Source organism: Bacteroides oleiciplenus YIT 12058 (assembly GCF_000315485.1).
GTDB classification, from domain to species: domain Bacteria; phylum Bacteroidota; class Bacteroidia; order Bacteroidales; family Bacteroidaceae; genus Bacteroides; species Bacteroides oleiciplenus.
This window is the reverse complement of the sequence record NZ_JH992946.1, coordinates 337,824-355,250: the sequence shown is the minus strand read 5'-3', so window position 1 is coordinate 355,250 and position 17,427 is coordinate 337,824. Positions and strand designations below refer to the sequence as shown.

10 protein-coding genes are annotated in these 17,427 nt (G+C 41.1%); 2 read left to right on the top strand and 8 right to left on the bottom strand.

The features are described from left to right. Window positions 1-2: 2 nt before the first annotated feature. The 5 genes from HMPREF9447_RS26005 to HMPREF9447_RS25985 all read right to left on the bottom strand — a co-directional run bounded on the left by HMPREF9447_RS26005 (window position 3) and on the right by HMPREF9447_RS25985 (window position 9,374). The gene (locus HMPREF9447_RS26005) at window positions 3-2,858 is read right to left on the bottom strand and encodes a glycoside hydrolase family 88 protein (protein WP_009132634.1); all 2,856 of its coding nucleotides are present in this window, start codon (window positions 2,856-2,858) and stop codon (window positions 3-5) included. A 76-nt stretch (window positions 2,859-2,934) separates the two neighbouring features. Continuing rightward, window positions 2,935-5,859: a TonB-dependent receptor gene (locus tag HMPREF9447_RS26000; protein WP_009132633.1), complete on the bottom strand. Its 2,925-nt coding sequence runs from the start codon at window positions 5,857-5,859 to the stop codon at window positions 2,935-2,937. A 13-nt stretch (window positions 5,860-5,872) separates the two neighbouring features. Further along, entirely contained in the window at window positions 5,873-6,652 is a 780-nt protein-coding gene (locus HMPREF9447_RS25995; RefSeq protein ID WP_009132632.1) for a 6-phosphogluconolactonase, read from the bottom strand. Window positions 6,653-6,655: 3 nt separating this feature from the next. Beyond that, window positions 6,656-7,909 (bottom strand): beta-L-arabinofuranosidase domain-containing protein, encoded by a 1,254-nt coding sequence (locus tag HMPREF9447_RS25990; protein WP_009132631.1) that lies wholly within the window; start codon window positions 7,907-7,909, stop codon window positions 6,656-6,658. A gap of 37 nt (window positions 7,910-7,946) precedes the next feature. Continuing rightward, window positions 7,947-9,374: a glycoside hydrolase family 28 protein gene (locus HMPREF9447_RS25985; RefSeq protein ID WP_009132630.1), complete on the bottom strand. Its 1,428-nt coding sequence runs from the start codon at window positions 9,372-9,374 to the stop codon at window positions 7,947-7,949. A gap of 298 nt (window positions 9,375-9,672) precedes the next feature. Here HMPREF9447_RS25985 and HMPREF9447_RS25980 point away from each other — a divergent pair, with 298 nt between their 5' ends. Continuing rightward, complete coding sequence (locus HMPREF9447_RS25980; RefSeq protein WP_009132629.1) at window positions 9,673-10,722, top strand: LacI family DNA-binding transcriptional regulator; 1,050 nt, start codon at window positions 9,673-9,675, stop codon at window positions 10,720-10,722. 553 nt (window positions 10,723-11,275) lie between these two features. Continuing rightward, window positions 11,276-13,609 (top strand): glycoside hydrolase family 20 protein, encoded by a 2,334-nt coding sequence (locus HMPREF9447_RS25975; RefSeq protein WP_009132628.1) that lies wholly within the window; start codon window positions 11,276-11,278, stop codon window positions 13,607-13,609. Here the strand turns inward: HMPREF9447_RS25975 and HMPREF9447_RS25970 are convergent. From HMPREF9447_RS25970 to HMPREF9447_RS25960, 3 genes are read right to left on the bottom strand one after another with little or no spacing between them, the layout of a single operon-like run. After that, the gene (locus HMPREF9447_RS25970) at window positions 13,606-15,093 is read right to left on the bottom strand and encodes an MBOAT family O-acyltransferase (RefSeq protein ID WP_044138703.1); all 1,488 of its coding nucleotides are present in this window, start codon (window positions 15,091-15,093) and stop codon (window positions 13,606-13,608) included. The genes HMPREF9447_RS25975 and HMPREF9447_RS25970 overlap by 4 nt on opposite strands. Continuing rightward, a complete protein-coding gene (locus HMPREF9447_RS25965) occupies window positions 15,074-15,967 on the bottom strand; it encodes an SGNH/GDSL hydrolase family protein (protein ID WP_374937433.1) in 894 nt (297 codons plus the stop codon). The genes HMPREF9447_RS25970 and HMPREF9447_RS25965 overlap by 20 nt, the downstream gene beginning before the upstream one ends. Further along, window positions 15,954-17,330, bottom strand: coding sequence for an SGNH/GDSL hydrolase family protein (locus HMPREF9447_RS25960; RefSeq protein WP_044138749.1), 1,377 nt, complete (start codon window positions 17,328-17,330; stop codon window positions 15,954-15,956). Before HMPREF9447_RS25960 ends, HMPREF9447_RS25965 begins: the two co-directional genes overlap by 14 nt. Window positions 17,331-17,427: the final 97 nt, after the last annotated feature.

Here is a 17,427-nt window from a genome sequence, read left to right as displayed (position 1 = left end):
TTCTATTTTTGATTATTCTTTTCCAATTTCATTATCTCTGATCCAGCTAAGAGGAAAGCGCCTACACCATACACGTCTGTTGTGTTCTCATCAGCAGGCTTCGGGTCATGACCTACGGGTTGAATATAACCCATTTTTCCATCTTCATGTATATAATTGCATAACGTAGCCCATGCCCGAAGCATCGGTTCCATATAGGTCTCGCTATCAAGTAATCCGTTCCTTATACCCCATGCCATGCCATAACAAAAGAATGCTGAAGCACTGTTCTCAGGTGAAGGGTATGAATCACTATCCAATAAACTCGCATGCCATGATCCTCTCTCATCTTGTGTTTTCAAAATACCTTCGGCCAAATCCCTGAACAAATCAACATAATATTGTCTATTGTGATAATCTTTAGGTAGATTATCTAAGATTAGCGGAATGCCGGCTAATACCCATCCGTTGCCACGTGCCCAGAATTGTTTTTCTCCGTTTGCTTCGCGAAGGTTAATCTTCGTACAATCCCGAAAATATAGTTTTGCCCCTTTATCGTAGAGCGAGTCAGTACATTCTTTGAATTCTTTATCCATGAAGTCGGTGTACTTTTTATTACCGGTTAGCCTATACAATCCGGCATAAACAGGCGGAGCCATGAAAAGCGCGTCGCACCATGACCAACGTTCATCTCGACCTTTGGGATGATTCTTTTCCAAAGGTGCTTTCGATGGTTTATTTATCACATAGTCGAGCCGCTCTATGGTATGCGCAATAAAGTTTTTATTACCATATCTATTATATAATTCCAAATACATTTGCGAAACACAAATATCATCGGCATGATAAGGTCTGTAATAAACGTTATAGCCATGACGTTCACCCTGTGCTTTTAAGAAATCAAAATAAGTTTCATTGTACGTTTCTTTTGCCCACTCCGACAAACCTTTATACCAAGCTCCGTTTGTCCAATCCAACGCATGATGTTTTACTGAGGATTGGTTTTTAATCTGCCAAGTAGCAACACGGTCACATATTTCCTGTATTTTATCCATACTTTGAGGAAACAGACGCACTGTCAACGTTTGAGTCGTTTTAGGTGCGAGTTTCATTTTGTAACCAATGATACTTACATTCGGGTTAGGCGCATCAAAGTCTCTAATAGGAGCCGCAGATGTAACAAATGGTTCTGTTCCTGCAGGAACAGATACAAATATAGACTTTCCATCCTGTATCAAAAAGAATCCATCACCCACAACTTTCACTTCAGCTTTAGTAAGCATCCGCCAAGTTAAATCTGCAGTTTCAGTATTAGTTCTTACTTCATCCTTTATTTCAATATACTCTTCATTTACAATGGCAATATAGCGTGAAGCATAAGATAGCTGGCCATCATATAACGATGACAGGTCAATCAGGGTTTCCTTTAACTTCGGTGTATTCTTATGTGATTTGATTTCAGCACGTCCTTTTACATCAAAGAGTTTATCATTTATAGAAAATACATTGTGGGCTAAGTTTGTATACCTGAATATTTTCCACCGATCGCTGTTTTGAGTTGTATCCCAAATGGAAAGCCCGTGCTTTTCAAGTGCTCCATAATCTTGTGGTCCCAAGTCGATAGCCCAACGTACTCCCAATGCATCAATCACAAATGAGCCCTGATCCAAATGGTTATGTGTATTATCAGAAGGCATACCGCCTTTTATACCTATATAAATAGCATCTTTTGTACCCCAAGCTGTACGCATTAATGACACGGGTGTCTCATTCCGGGCAACAAAAGTCAAGGGTAATCTGTCGGTTTTCGCTTTATCTAATTTAAAATTATGTCCGAAAAGAAATATGGAAGGCAACATACGACTATACTGCTCATAGTTATATTTTTTAAGGTTAAGCAGATAATTGACTTCGTAATTTAATAAACCGGGATCGTTCATCTTCTTTGCAAACCAAAACATGGATGTATTAAGACGAATACCCGAATCGGAGTCTCCAAAGTTAAAAGGCTGAAGTGTAGGGCTAATCATATGCATAATGTAATATGCACTTTTTGTAAAGCCGGGAATATCCGATAAACCAAAGTCCGTTCCATACATTTGCTCCAATAAGGCCAAAAGCATCACATTATAGGTAGTACCATAATGCCAATATCCATACCCTTCTGGATAAGCCCCATCCGAACCGTATCGTTTCATAGGTTTACGGATACTTTCAATAGAACGTTTAATGATTTCTTTTGCCAGCCTAGGCTGATCTTCCATTATAGCTATAGCAGCATAGGCCATAGCCGTATTACATACCTGATTCCAATTATTTTCCCTTTCCAGGAATCCGTTGTATTTGCTGTCTAAGGAAGGATTGATTCCTTTTTCTAAAATTGCATTTCTTATTATTTTTCGAGAATCTTTGTCTAATATATTATATAACCAGTCGTAACCTATTGAAACAGCTAACGTCATTTCGGCCACGTCCAGAAAATGACTCGGATTCCAATCCGAATATTGCGAAACGGCCAATAACTCGGCTTTGGCACGTTCAGCATATTTGCTTTCACCCGTTGTACGGTAAGCATACGAAAGCATAAAAATACGATATAAAGCTTCCCTTGATGTCCCAAGTAAACGTATGCCTTCTAACCTTCTTTCAAGAGGTGTAGTAATCAAGAGTTGGTCGCAACCCTTCAATGTATTTTGTTGCAACACATTCCAAACAGAATCGTTTGATATATTTTCAACTAACTGCACCTTTTCCTTTTCGGTTAATAGAATACGAGGATGCGGTATTCTCTTATCGGGTATGTTAACTTGTCCGTATAAAGATTGTACAGACAAAATAAAACTAAGAATGAAGGATATTATAATCGTATTTGCTTTCATAGGTTGATATTTTTTTGAAAATTCGATGCCATATTGATTCAATATGGCATCGAAAAATTAGCAACGGCACTTTCCGCTAGAATCTATAGGTAAATCCTCCACGGCCAGTTACACCATTATATTGAAGTTTATACGCACGTTCTTTGTTGCCGAAATACGCATAACTTTCACTGTCAAGTGCATTTACAACTTCTACCCAGAAAGTTAATCCTTTATATATGTTTACTGATCCGTTCAGGTCTAACTGCCAGCGATCATCTTGCCAAATGTCACGTTCCGAATTAGAACCTAAAGCATTGATGAATGACCCCATGTAATTCATAGAAGCTTGCAGTGTGAAACGCTTGGTTGAGTATGCCAAAGCAAAGTTCGCTGTACTTTCAGCTTGTCCCGGCAAACGAGTAACACCTCTGTCTTTGTCTGTTGTAGCTTGTGAAAACACATATGTATAGTTCGTTGTAAGCACCAAGTTTTTCAAGAATGAAGGTAAGAAAGTCAAGGCTGAATTTAATGTTACTTCAGCACCAAATACTTTTGCCGATTTACCATTCTTGGTTTGTATAACTTGCCATCCATTATAATTACTGGTAGGATCATCCAGAATACCTTCATTCAAGAATTGGAATTTCTGTATATTCTTGTGGAATGCAGCCAACGAGATGAGACCTACACTTGGTAAATATTGCTCGATAAGGATATCGAAATTATTAGCATAAGCTGGTTTTAATTCGGGATTTCCAAGAGTCACACGTTCTAAATCCTGAGAGACGCCTTGACTGGGTACAAGATCAAGAATATTAGGACGTGAATATCCAGTGGTCCAAGATATACGAAGAACTGTATTCTGAGACATATCGGCTTTCATCTGAAGGTTTGGCAAGAATTTAGTATAATTCAATTTTTCACTTACAAGTGTACTTTTATAAGCATTAAACGCATCCGGATTGTCGTTCTGTATCGGAGCATTCGGATCTACATAAGGTTCTATTTTGTTTGCCTTGTAGTTTACGCGGGTATGTTCAACACGTACACCGGCCAACAACATCACATTATCAATTTGTGTCTTATTCATCACATATCCTGAAAATACTTTTTCCTGAGTATCATAATAAGTTCCTTCACGGTTCATATTTGAAAAGTACTCATTCACTGTAACATCACCAGCATTCGCCGGATTGTTCATGTATGCTTTTGTCTTATCAAAGCTGGGCGCTACACCAAAATGAAGTTTATTCTTCAGGAATTTTGTATCCAGTTGTTCAGTGTATAATAAGTTGCTCAAATTATTTGCGTCACTTGCCGTATAGGAATATGTATTTGTTCCTACAGGCACTTCTCCAGTATTATTCATGAATTTACCTTTAACCCCAAATGATAATATTGACGCATAATCTTTTATATAGTAATTTTTCGAAGCGTTGGCTCTTACTGTAAAGTTAGTACCTTCAGTAATTTGATTGTTATTTTCCACTGTATAAAGATTATATCTTGATATAGCATCTGGAGCTTCTGTTCCCATATTTCCCGTTGGTACGTAAGTATACTTTCCACTTAGGTATTTAGTATAAATAGTAGGCATTACTCCAACAACTGTCCCTTTAGGAATAGTAACACCATTCACTTTCTTTCCGGCTCTCCATTCAGGAGTCTGGAATCCCATCATCTCACTTTCATAGTTACGCTTTGACAACGTATAGAATAATCCTCCATCAACTTTCCAACTACCTATTGTAGACTCTCCATCCAGATTAATATTGAAATTACGTATTTTCTCGTTTTGAGTTGAAACCTGCGTGATACTACGCATACGTTCCGAACCAATAGAACCGTCTTCCATTAAATAAAATCCATTTCCATTGTCACGGAAACGAAGTCGGTTTCTATATCTTTCAGCATCATCTTTACGTTCATTATAAACGGTACTCAATGTAAATTTAGTATTTACAGTTGGAGCCCAATCGGCAACAAATGTCATACCGTTACGGGTTGTTGTACTGGTTTGGTAACGGTAACGATAATCCGTAGGAATATATGTTTCATCGGAAACGACCTCACCTGTAGCTTTTTCCGTCAGTTTGTATGGCTCCCATGCTTCAGCCTCTAAACGGTCATATCCGCTATTATTTCTTAAGAAACTGTAGTTTGCAGCAATCCCTAAAACCCCATTTGAGTTCTTGCTGGTCGGGAAGAAGCGTTGTGAATAGCCTGCTTTAGCATTATAGTTAACTTTTTCGCGTATGCCGGAGTATCCACTTCCCAAGTCTACAGAGAATTTAGGTTTCAATGAACGTGCAGTGCCAGTACGCATATTAATAACTCCTGCAATAGCATCTCCATCATTAGAAGGCAACAGCGTTTTCTGAACTTCCATCGAAGCCAACAGGTCGGAAGGAATAACATCTAGCGCTTCATTTCGCTTACCAGATTCCTGACTACTCATTATCTGTTCACCATTCATATTGATATTAGTGAAACTGGCTGGAGTACCACGAAGCTGTACCTCTTTTCCGTCAGTCGTAATACCGCTCAAACGTTTCAAAGCATCGGAGACATTCGGATCGGGGAACTTACCCATCTGGTCAGCCGAAATAACCTGCATCAAATTATCAGCCACCTTTTGCTGATTTAATGCACGTTGTTGCCCGCTAACGGCAGCCGAGATAACAACATCACCCAATTCATAAGAATTCTCTTGCATAATAAAATCCTTTAAAACGGTCTTTTCGGCAGTGATGGTTATGATTTCGGATATTTGTTTGTATCCTAAATAATTAACTTCTATGTTTACTTGTCCCACGGGTATTCCCTGCAATACGTACTCGCCATCCATATTGGATGCTGCTCCAAGTGTACTACCTTTGATTGAAACAGAAGCTCCCGGAAGTGTATTACCGGCATTATCTTTTATTGTTCCACGAAGGTTTCCTTTGTCCTGTGCAAACATTGATACTGGAATCAACATTACAACCAAAAAAACGAAGAATTTCAAAGTATCTTTCATAAAATTTAAGGTATTAAATTGCCAATAAACTTGCAGCATCTTTATCTATAAATAAAGTTGCATCATTGTGTATTCTTAGTATTGATGCCGGACAGGCTTCCGAAACCGGTCCATTCAGTGTTTCGTATACGGCTTTTGCCTTGCGAATATCAGGAACAACTCCAATAACTGTTGTACATGACATTAATGCCGGAATCGTTAGCGTCAGGGCTGTTTCAGGAACTTCGTCAAGATGCGAAAACTCCTTATCATTAACCTGTTGCTGACGGCAAACCACGTCCAAAGATGTTTCTCTTACCCATTGCGGATCGTAAAAACGAGCTTCATGCGGATCATTAAATGCTATATGCCCATTTTCTCCAATACCAAGACTGACGATATCAAGAGGAGCCTCTCTCAATAGCTTTTCATACCGTTTGCATTCGGCACTGATATCCTTTGCACTTGGATTCACATAATTCACCGTATGGAAATTCTTCTTGGAAAAGATTCTGTTTTTCAAGAAGTTGCCAAAGTTCTGAGGAGCATCATCACCCAACCCCATATATTCATCCATGTGGAAAGCATCAATACGGCTAAAATCGATCTCTCTGTCATTGGCTAAAGCTTCAAAAAAATCACTCTGAGAATGGGCAGCAGCATATATTGCCCTGATGTTTTCTTTTCTATCAGCCATCATTTGCAAAACTTTCTGCTTGTACAGTTCATAAGCAGATACCCCCATTGCTGCCCGATTTTCATAAACAAAAACCTTCAGGGAATCTACTTTAAATTCTTTAATCAAATCCATCATTTCTTACTTATTGTATTTTAATTGATAATACGCAGCAATAAAACGCAACCCAAACGATGTACCTACGTCGCGACTAGTAAGCCACACCTTTCCTTTCTTTGAACGGTAGCGCGTATTAACCACGGCCCCACGAAGATTAGGATCAGGATGATCTATTGCATATCGATTTTTAAGCACCCAGTTTATACTTCTTTCATAATAGGGGATAAATTCATCATAACCATATCCGGCTAAACGAATCCAAAGTATTCCGGCAAAGGCAACAGCCGAACCACATATAGAACCTTTATCCGAAGGTTTTCCATCTGTATAATTTACATAATAGATGGTTCCGTCTTTTTGCTGTGCCTTGGCATATGTACGAGCTGTTTTAGCAGCTGCTTCAAGATATTTTTTATCTTTTGTCAGTTCATAAGCTTCGAGTAAAGATTCAGCATACCACAAATTGAAGCGGGGATGAAAAGAAGAAACTTCCATATGATTAGGCATATAACGCATCCATATTCCATCTTTATCTTGTTTTTCTATCAGTGAATTGGATAACAGGATATGTGCATCCCTGAACTTCTCATCTTTCGAAAATTCATAAGCATCTTTAAAAGGAGATCCTTCGGTATTTGGACGGGAAACATCTTCCAGCTTCTGATCTTTCTTATTTTTATAAAAAGGACTATTCTGGGTAAGTACTTCACCGGTTTTCAAATCAGCAAGATCATAGCATACACCTTCTTCGGGATAATACATGTTTTCCAATAACCACTTGGATGCCGATGTAGCAACTTTCGCATACTTCTGATCACCCGTCACACGGCTTAATTCAAAAATACCCGGTGTACCATCGCTCGTTGTAGCAAACACTATTTGATCATTACCAATATCATCGCCATGAGTAGCCGCAACCATGCCTGCAAACCGTGGATTATCTTTTATTTCAAGACTTATCCACCAGTCTCCGGCTCTACGAGCAGCAGCCAAAGCGTCCTTATTTCCGGTGACTTTGTAGGCTTCCAGTAAACCTAATATCACTTGCCCCGTGTGCCAAGGCTCTTCGTACGGATACCATTTGCCTTCAATTACGTTGTAATCACAACGCGATTTCCCTTCTTCATCCAATAATACCTTAGTAGCATACGACGTACACTCATCCAAGGCTTTTATAAGTTCGACTTTTGTCGGTTGTTTAACTACCTGGGCATTCAACACACAGCCGACGCACACGCAGCTAATGAGTAATAAAGAAAATAACTTTGCTTTCATTATGGTCTTATTTTAGTTTTAAATCTCTTTCTGAAAATTATTTCAACTCAACCGTTGAATTATCCAATATTCTGATCTCATTTTTCTTCTTTGCTCCTATTGTGGTTATATTCCGAATGTTTCCATCGGTTACATCATCGCAAACAATCGCAGGACGAGAGTCTGGACTTTTCAGGTCAAATACGATATTATCCAAATTGATCTCATTGACGTGTCTTACATATAAGCCATAAGAGGGTAGTGTTCCGAACATGGTCGATTCGGGATATAGTTCTTCAAGTTCTTTTATAACTACATTATCCATATTTTTGGTTATCCCACCGGGACATACAAAGCGGCTGTTCGATAATGAGATTCCTTCGACCTTGCCTTCTGATATTCCAGTGATGGAACAACCAATAGGAGAAGAAGCATAACCTGTTATACCACTGATATTTACATTCGATATTGAGCCGATAGGAGGCTGAGGAGCCTCATCATAGTGTTTACGTGCTCTGTTTCCAAGGCGAACGAACAGCGGCACATAAGGACCATCGACCACAATATTTGAAATATTGATATTTTCCATAATACCACCATCAACTATTTCAAGTGCTATACCACAAATACCTTCGGGAAGTCCCGTTTTTACCTCCTCAGCAGCAGATTTCCGGATCACACAATTGGTAATGGTTATGTTCCGGAATCCGGTTGTACTTTCCGTACCGAATTTTATAGCATTACAATGACTACTAAGGATGCAATTCGACACAACAATATTCTCGCTAATACGATCTGTAGTGCTTTTGAAGGTAATTCCATCATCATCGGCATCGCCAACAACATTGGTAATGACAACATCCTTACAACCATCAATATCCATCAAATCATTGTTTTTATTAGCATGATTAAATACTCTGATTCCATCAATCCGCAGTTTTTCACATCTTATATAAGATTGTAACCACATCGCCGAGCTTCTCAGTTCAATGTTTTTCACTGTTATATTTTTGCAATCAGCTATCCAGAAAAGATAAGGACGATCACGATAACGATCGGGCTTTACTTTTGTCGTTACAGGAAAAGCCTCACCCTGCCCGTCAATAGTTCCTTCACCTTCTATTGTGATATTATTTACGTTATGAGCAATTATTAAAGACTGATACACCCATGTATCACCAAAGAATCTGAATCCAACCGTTGTTTTCGGGTAATCACTTAACTTTTTTGAGCCTAACAACCGTGCATTTTTCTCAATAACCAATGTTGTATTATCTTTCAGAAATAATGTCCCGGTAACAAAATCGCCAGTCGGAATAATAACTCGACCACCTTTTGCTGAACTTTCATCTATCGCCTTTTGTATGGCCTCAGTAGAGACTGTTACACCATCGGCTTTAGCACCGAAGGATGTAATGTTGTGATCCGCTCCATGGACATAAGTGAAGGGAATAATAGTCAAAAGAAAAATTTTAATCAGTTTCATATAAAATGCATTTTTATTATTCATTTAACCGTGCGAATTACATTTAAAACACACGAAAACCGCATTATTTTCACTAAACTATTGACATCCAATATATTAACAAATCCGTGCAATTCCGTGTCTTTGCAAATATATGGGAATTTACAGAGATAAAACAAATTAAATAACATGTTATACAACACATTAAATACTCACAAAATCAGCGAAGTATATCGTTTTTACCATCAAATACCACTCCGTGTATTTGCACGGAAGAGTATTATTATTATCTTTGCACCCAAATAAGATTGTAGAAGCTATGGCTAAGAAATATAGAATTAAGGATATTGCTGAACTGGCAGGCGTTTCAACTGGAACTGTTGACAGAGTTATACACAATAGAGGTGAAGTATCAGCAGATAGTAGAAAAAAAATTGAAGAAGTGTTAATAAAGATTGACTACTCGAAATCTTTCGGTATTCAAGCTAAGGAAGAGAATAAACGATTTCGAATATTGGCCATTCTTCCACAACACGCAGAGGGAGATTATTGGCATGCTGTGAAGAGAGGAATAGAGCATATGATCTATTACTCGGCTCACATTGAGGTAAAGCTTAATTTCCTTTATTACAACCAGTTTAACATTCACTCGTGTCGTGAGGCTTTTGACAAAGCACTATCTATGAAATCGGATGCTATACTTATAGGACCTTCCTTTTTTGATGAAACTTTCATGTTTGCTAATCAGCTCTTTATAAAGAATATCCCCTATATTTATATTGACACGGCTGTTGAAAATACAAAGCCCTTGGCTTTTTTTGGGCCACATCCGTATCAGACGGGGATTGTACAAGCAAAGCTATTAACAACTATATTAGAAGACGGAAAAGATGCCGTTCTCTTTCAACCCCAAAGAGTTGGAGACAAGACATCAATACAATCACTAAGCAGGTCTTATGGTTTCATAACTTACTTGAAAGAACATTTTCCACACATAAAAGTGCATTCTGGGCAATACAATTATGAAAATAAAAAAGAGAATGATAGGCTTCTCGATTGTTTATTTGATGAATACCATGATATTGGCGGTGCCGCAGTTTTCGATACCAAAGGATATCTTATTGCAGAATACTTTAAAGAACGCAATATCACTAACATCAAATTAATAGGTTTTGGAACAAATAAGAAAAATGTCGATTGTCTGAAAAGTGGTAGTATAGATTTCCTTATAGCCGAGCGTCCGGAATATCAAGGCGAAGCAGCCATGAGAGCTGCCATTGATTATTTACTATATAATGAGACTGGAAATGTTGAAAACTATACTCCAATAGATATATTAATCAAAGAGACCATTGACTTCTATAAATAATCAACGAGGATAGTAAGGTTCTGTACCCAAGTTTAGTGTACACTGACCTTGCTTCCATGCAAATAACCTCCTCAATCATAATCAATAGTTAATGCCAAATTTACGAACTTGAGAATATTGTAACCAATGAAGAATATTGTATGACTTCCTGCTTTAATCAGCTTAACTCCAGTTTGTCTAAACCAAAACAAAGCATGCTTCTATATACATATATTACATAAATTCATACTTCAATCAGAGTTGCAAGGGCGGCTCCCATAATCCGACTCTCCGCCAGCAACTAACTAATCCTGCCATATACCGATATCGAATATCCTTAAATCAATTTGCTCTAACAGCAGTTCATAACTCCAGGCTTCAGCACGCCAGTCATCAACATTTTCCAAAAGATAAGAGAAGTCTTTTTTCTGTGGGTGGAAAAGGCGGAAAGAAAAGAAAGCATCAAAGCCATTTTTTGTATACTACAGTATACAAAAATAGTACGATATTGTATTTTGTCCTATACAAAAACCTTATATTTGCAAGGAACTTACTAATACTAATCAATTTTATGATGAGAAAACTTAACCACGCACTCCTCGCGAGTGCTCTCGCCTTGGCATGCGCTTCGTGTAGTACGGAGAAAGAAGCTAACTACCAAGTAATACCTCTCCCCCAAGAGGTAAGTTTAACCCAAACAACTCCGTTCAAACTGAACGAAAACGTTCTTATCGCCTATCCGGAAAGCAATACCTTATTGCAACGCAATGCTGAGTTTCTGTCGGAATACATCCAACAATCCACAGGCTATGCACCGAAAACAAAAGCTATCGCAGCAGGCGAACAAGTGAAAAATGCAATCACACTGGGACTCGCCCCGGGCATTGCAAACAAAGAAGGTTATGTGCTGACCACCACCCCCGAAGGTATCAGCATCAATGGCCAGACCGAAAACGGAGTATTCTACGGTATTCAGACTTTGCGCAAATCGATTCCTGCCGAAGCAAAAGGAGCAACCATCCTAATACCAGCAGGAGAAATTAAAGATGAACCACGATTCTCGTATCGCGGCATGCACCTCGACGTATCCCGCCACTTCTTCCCCCTTGAATTTATGAAGAAGTACATTGACTTGCTGGCGCTACACAACATGAATACTTTCCATTGGCACCTGACGGATGACCAAGGTTGGCGTATTGAAATCAAGAAGTATCCAAAACTGACAGAAGTGGGTTCTCAACGCAGCCACACCGTAATTGGAAGAAATACACAGGAATACGATAATACGCCATATGGTGGTTTCTTTACACAAGAGGAAGCAAAAGAAATCGTGAAATATGCGCAGGAACGTTACATTACGGTAATTCCGGAAGTAGACCTGCCCGGCCACATGCTTGCTGCATTGGCTGCGTATCCGGAACTGGGGTGTACGGGTGGTCCGTACGAAGTATGCCCGCGCTGGGGTATTTTCGAAGATGTGCTTTGCGTGGGTAATGATGAAACCATGCAGTTCCTGGAAGATGTAATGGCTGAAATCGTAGAAATATTCCCGTCGAAGTATGTACATATCGGTGGAGATGAAGCTCCACGCACCCGTTGGGAAAAATGCCCAAAATGCCAGGCACGTATCAAAGCGGAAGGTTTGAAGGCAGATAAGAACCATACTGCCGAAGACCGTCTGCAAAGTTATTGTATGACACGCATCGAAGAGTTCCTGAACAGCAAGGGGCGCCAGATTATCGGCTGGGATGAAATATTGGATGGTGACGTAGCTCCTAACGCAACAGTAATGTCATGGCGTGGTATGGAAGGCGGCATCAAGGCAGCACAACTGGGACACGATGTTATCATGACACCAACCTCTTTCTGCTATTTCGACTATTACCAGACAGCAGATACACAAGATGAACCTCTTGGTATCGGCGGTTACGTGCCCATTGAGAAAGTATATAGTCTGGAGCCAGTGCCGGCAGCACTTACCGAAGAACAAAGCAGGCATATTCTTGGTGCCCAAGCCAACTTATGGACAGAATATATCCACTCTTCCGAACATGTGGAATACATGATATTGCCACGCATGGCTGCTCTTGCCGAAGTACAATGGACACAGCCCGAAAAGAAAGATTTCAAGGATTTCACCAAACGTCTGGCCCGCCTCATGAAGTTCTATCAAAGAGACGGTTTCAACTATGCCAAGCATGTATTCGATCTGAAAGCTGATTTTACGCCTGATACAGATAAGAAAGCGGTTACAATAACATTAAGCACTATTGATGACGCTCCTATTTATTATACACTGGATGGAACAGAGCCTACTACTGCTTCACTGAAATATACAGAACCTGTTGTCATCACTGAAACAGCAGATTTCCAGGCAGCAGTGATCCGTCCGGAAGGAAAAAGTAAAGTAGTAAGCAAAAAGATTTCTTTCAATAAGGCTACTTATTGTCCTATCGAGCTAACATTCCAGCCATCGGAAAAATATAAATTCAAAGGTGCCATTACTTTGGTGGATGGTATGAAAGGTAATGATAGTTATGCCACAGGAGCCTGGTTAGGCTTCGTAGGCGGCGATGTAGAAGCTATCATCGACTTGGGACAGGAAATGGAAATCAAACGGGTGGCTACGAATGCCATTGTTGATATGAGTGCCTGGATTATGGGTAGCACGGGGCTGGTAGTATCAGTATCAGATGATAATAAGGAGTTCCGCCAGGTAGCTTCAAAAGATATTCCGGCAGAAACAAATATTGATAAGAAAGCTGTGGAAAACTACGACATAACCTTCCACCCAGTGAAAGCACGGTATGTGAAGGTAGTCATCAAACGTAGTCCTGCCCTGCCGAAAGGGCATGCAGGTGAAGGCAAAGCGGCTTATATGTTTATTGACGAAATTGAAATAGATTAAAACTGGAAATAGATGAAGGGCTGAATCTCCGTACTCTTCATCTGAATCACCAGATAAATCAAAGCAAGCATTAGTACCGCCTTTCCCGCAAGGGGGAGGCGGATTACTGTTTTACAGCAAGCACTCTCCCAACGGTCGGGACAGAAATGCAGGATGAATCCTAATGCCATCAGGGCAAACACTTCCCAATATCCTGCAATCAACTGCGGGAAAAGTTGCGGGCGGAAAGTGGTACAGATTTGCTTTATCATATCCAATGAAGTGGAAAAATCTGCATTCCGGAAGAATATCCAGCAGAAACAAACAAAATGGAACGTGATAAGTATGCCGAAGAAGCGGCGGATACCGTGGCTTTCTTCTCCCTTTTTCCGTCCGGTCAACGTCATCCAGAACTTATGTGCAGCCAGGCCCACGCCGTGGAATAATCCCCAAACTACAAAATTCCAGGAAGCGCCATGCCACAAACCACCCAAAAACATGGTAATGATAAGATTAGCATACTGCCGTATTTTTCCTTTCCGGTTTCCCCCCAAAGAGATATAAAGATAATCTTTCAGCCAACTGGAAAGCGAGATATGCCAACGTCGCCAAAACTCCGTTATGGAAGCCGATTTGTAAGGTGAATCGAAGTTTTTATTAAAGTGGAAGCCGAGAAGCAAGGCGATACCGATAGCCATATCACTATAACCAGAGAAATCGCAATAGATTTGCAGGGCATACCCATAAACACCCATCAGGTTCTCCACTCCGGAATAGAGCGTAGGGTTATCAAAGATGCGCTCTACAAAGTTCACGCTGATATAATCTGAAATAATCGCTTTCTTGAAAAGACCGCTTGCTATCAGGAATATTCCCCGGCCGAACATCTCATGGGAGACAAACAGCGGACGACGAATCTGCGGAATAAAGTCACGTGCACGCACAATAGGCCCTGCCACCAACTGCGGGAAGAAAGAAACATAAAAGGCATAATCCAGCAAATTGGTCAGGGGAGTTATATCTTTACGATACACATCAATAGTGTAACTGAGCGACTGAAAAGTGAAGAAGGAGATACCCACAGGAAGGAATATATCATAGTGATGAAACGTGCCTCCCACAAGCGAAGCAAAAACATCTCCCAAGAAATTGGTGTACTTGAAGTAACAAAGCAAACCGAGATTAATGAAAAGGCTCACCACTACCCACATTTTACGTTGCCAGCGCACGGTACCGGCTGCCATAAGACGGGCTATGAAGAAGTCCGCCACCGTGACGAGCGCCAACAGGAAAAAATAAGTGCCGCTACTTTTATAATAGAAATAATAGGAGAACGCGGTAACAAATAGTAACCGTGCAGTCAGACGGCGTTGCAACAGCAAATATATCAGAATAAATGCTGCAAACAACCACAAGAAAATGCCGCTACTGAATATCATCGGTGCTTGCGGATCATAAACAAATACATCACGCAGACGGTCGAAGTCAATATCCCACATAATCATTATAGGCTTTTAAAAGGGCTTGATAAAATAATTCTCCCTGCAATACATATCCCTCAGGAAGATAGTGCACATGGTCCGGACGCATCAGTCCGGCTTCCTGCCAGTTCAGACAAGCACGTTGTCTTCCGCCCACAGCTTCGTACATATCCCACACGGCAAGTCCGTTGTCATCGGCAAAGCGCCGTATGGTTTCTACGGCAATGGAAGTGCGGGGATTAACGCTATACATGCGGCGGCGACTTTTCCGAAAACTGTCGTAAGAACCGGGAGGTGTCGTCATTAGCAGAGGGACGTTGGGCAAGCTATCACGGAGCATACGCACCAATTCGTCCATCTGGCGATAGTGAGCCAAGGTATTGTAACGACGGTTATGGCTCTCATTCGTTCCGAAAGAGAGAATAACGAGGTCGGGATGCAAGGCAGCAATTTCTGAAATACGGTCGGGACGGGTGAAGGTGATACAAAAAGCACCATTAATACCTTTATCGATATAGGAAACAGCACCAAAGGTTTCTGCAAGCAGCGTTCCGGTAGTGCGGGGAAGAATATGTCCACGGATATGACTGTCGCCAACGTGTACGATACGGATGGTATCAGTAGAGAAGCCGGAGTATAACAAGCGCAACTTCTCCCAGAAAGGGTTGAGGATGCCGAGGCTATCTGTCAGTTCATTGGCACCGAGTTGCCGGAAGGCAGTCGGGAAAGCGATTTGAGGAATGGAAACGGTGTCCGTACGCTGGGAATAAGAACGGAGGGTGTCACAATCTGCCGTGATTTCACTGATAAGGGGACAGGAAGGAATAGCATCCTGAGCATGAACAGGCAAAAAGCACAATAGGAAAAGAATCATAATAAAGAAATTATTCCGCCTCATACGCCCGCCTCCTGTCATACTGTTCCTTTCCATACACAAGCGCCTCATAAAGCAAGCCTGCCAGGTACTTGCCACCCCGGAAATTGATGTGTGTATAATCATAATTCGCCAAAGAAGGCTTGGCATGCACCAGATTCGCCATGCTTCCCTCTCCTCCCATCGCTTCAAACATATTCCAGAAAGCAATGTCATTGTCGGCTGCGAGGTTCTGTTGATAGCGTACCAGATTTTTGATGCCGGGCATAGTGCGCAGGGTCCCGTCTTCGGTCTTGTAATCACGGTCGCCCACACTCACAATCAATATGCCCGCCTGTGGAAATGCCTCCTTCAGGTGTTCAATGGTAGTCTGCATGCCGGCGATATATTTATCATAATTCCGCCCGCGCTCGGTAGCAACGTTCAGACCATATTGCAGGATGATTAAATCGTAAGGACGCTGGTCATTAAATTCATGCATCATCCATATAGGAACCGAACGCAATGACAAGCCCGAACTGCCGCGCAGAGAGAAGTTATCCAGGATAATTCCCTGCTTGCCATCCATTGCCAGACCATAGAATAAGGTAGAATCCGCCTCATCCACCGTCCAACGAACGGAACCGATGTGACCGTCCACCTTCATTTCCTGCAAGTCTTCTGTAGAAGAGAAAGTGCGGGTTTGTTTCTCATTCCGGTTGACATTAACGGAAAGAGTAACTTCACCTTTACTATAAAAGAAGATAGAAGCCTGCTGGCAAGTATCCAGATGGGAAGCGTATTTATTCTGTCCTTTCAGTTCCACATAAGCACCGGGACGGGGAACGAAGTAATGTCCGGAAATTCCTTGTTTCTTACGGTCGAAGAAAGTGGAATCCATCACGGAATGACTTTGCCAGCCACTGAAAGAGTGGCGTACCGTAGGGCGGAATCCACTGGTCATGGAAGTAATGGTGACGAAGCCGACTCCACAACCACCGTATTTGCTCTGCAACATATCCCGCAAGTCTGCCGTCAGGATGTCCGCTTCAATAAAAGAGTCTCCGAAAACTGCAATGCGCACTTGACGCGGACGCTGGGTCAGTTCATCCAGTGCCCGATAAAAAGGTGTCATTCCCCGCAAGGTAGAATCACTATAATCTTCAATGCACGTCATACCCGCACGACAGGTATCCACAAAAGCCGGTTTCACCTTGGGCGGCGGGGGAAGAAAACTGTCTACTTCTTCAACGGGAGCGGTAGTCGGTACACGCACATCTCCCAGCAGGTCGACACGCCTCATCACATGTTCGCCTACCGTAAATCCTGGCAGGAAGTACATCAGTAACAGGCCTGTCAGTATCACAAATGCCCAAATGCAGGTATATTTCAGATAATTCTTTTCCATGTTGTCCATAAAGGAGCTGCAAAGATAGGGAAAAGACATAAAAAGAAAGGGAAATCTTCACGTTTTGTAAGATTTCCCTCTCTTCGCTATGTAGGGG

Bases quoted from the DNA above. Each gene is read 5' to 3' on its own strand.
- HMPREF9447_RS25965 (WP_374937433.1), bottom strand. From the start codon at position 15,967: ATGAGGCGGAATAATTTCTTTATTATGATTCTTTTCCTATTGTGCTTT.
- HMPREF9447_RS25995 (WP_009132632.1), bottom strand. From the start codon at position 6,652: ATGATGGATTTGATTAAAGAATTTAAAGTAGATTCCCTGAAGGTTTTT.
- HMPREF9447_RS26000 (WP_009132633.1), bottom strand. From the start codon at position 5,859: ATGAAAGATACTTTGAAATTCTTCGTTTTTTTGGTTGTAATGTTGATT.
- HMPREF9447_RS25980 (WP_009132629.1), top strand. From the start codon at position 9,673: ATGGCTAAGAAATATAGAATTAAGGATATTGCTGAACTGGCAGGCGTT.
- HMPREF9447_RS25960 (WP_044138749.1), bottom strand. From the start codon at position 17,330: ATGGAAAAGAATTATCTGAAATATACCTGCATTTGGGCATTTGTGATA.
- HMPREF9447_RS25975 (WP_009132628.1), top strand. From the start codon at position 11,276: ATGAGAAAACTTAACCACGCACTCCTCGCGAGTGCTCTCGCCTTGGCA.
- HMPREF9447_RS26005 (WP_009132634.1), bottom strand. From the start codon at position 2,858: ATGAAAGCAAATACGATTATAATATCCTTCATTCTTAGTTTTATTTTG.
- HMPREF9447_RS25985 (WP_009132630.1), bottom strand. From the start codon at position 9,374: ATGAAACTGATTAAAATTTTTCTTTTGACTATTATTCCCTTCACTTAT.
- HMPREF9447_RS25970 (WP_044138703.1), bottom strand. From the start codon at position 15,093: ATGATTATGTGGGATATTGACTTCGACCGTCTGCGTGATGTATTTGTT.
- HMPREF9447_RS25990 (WP_009132631.1), bottom strand. From the start codon at position 7,909: ATGAAAGCAAAGTTATTTTCTTTATTACTCATTAGCTGCGTGTGCGTC.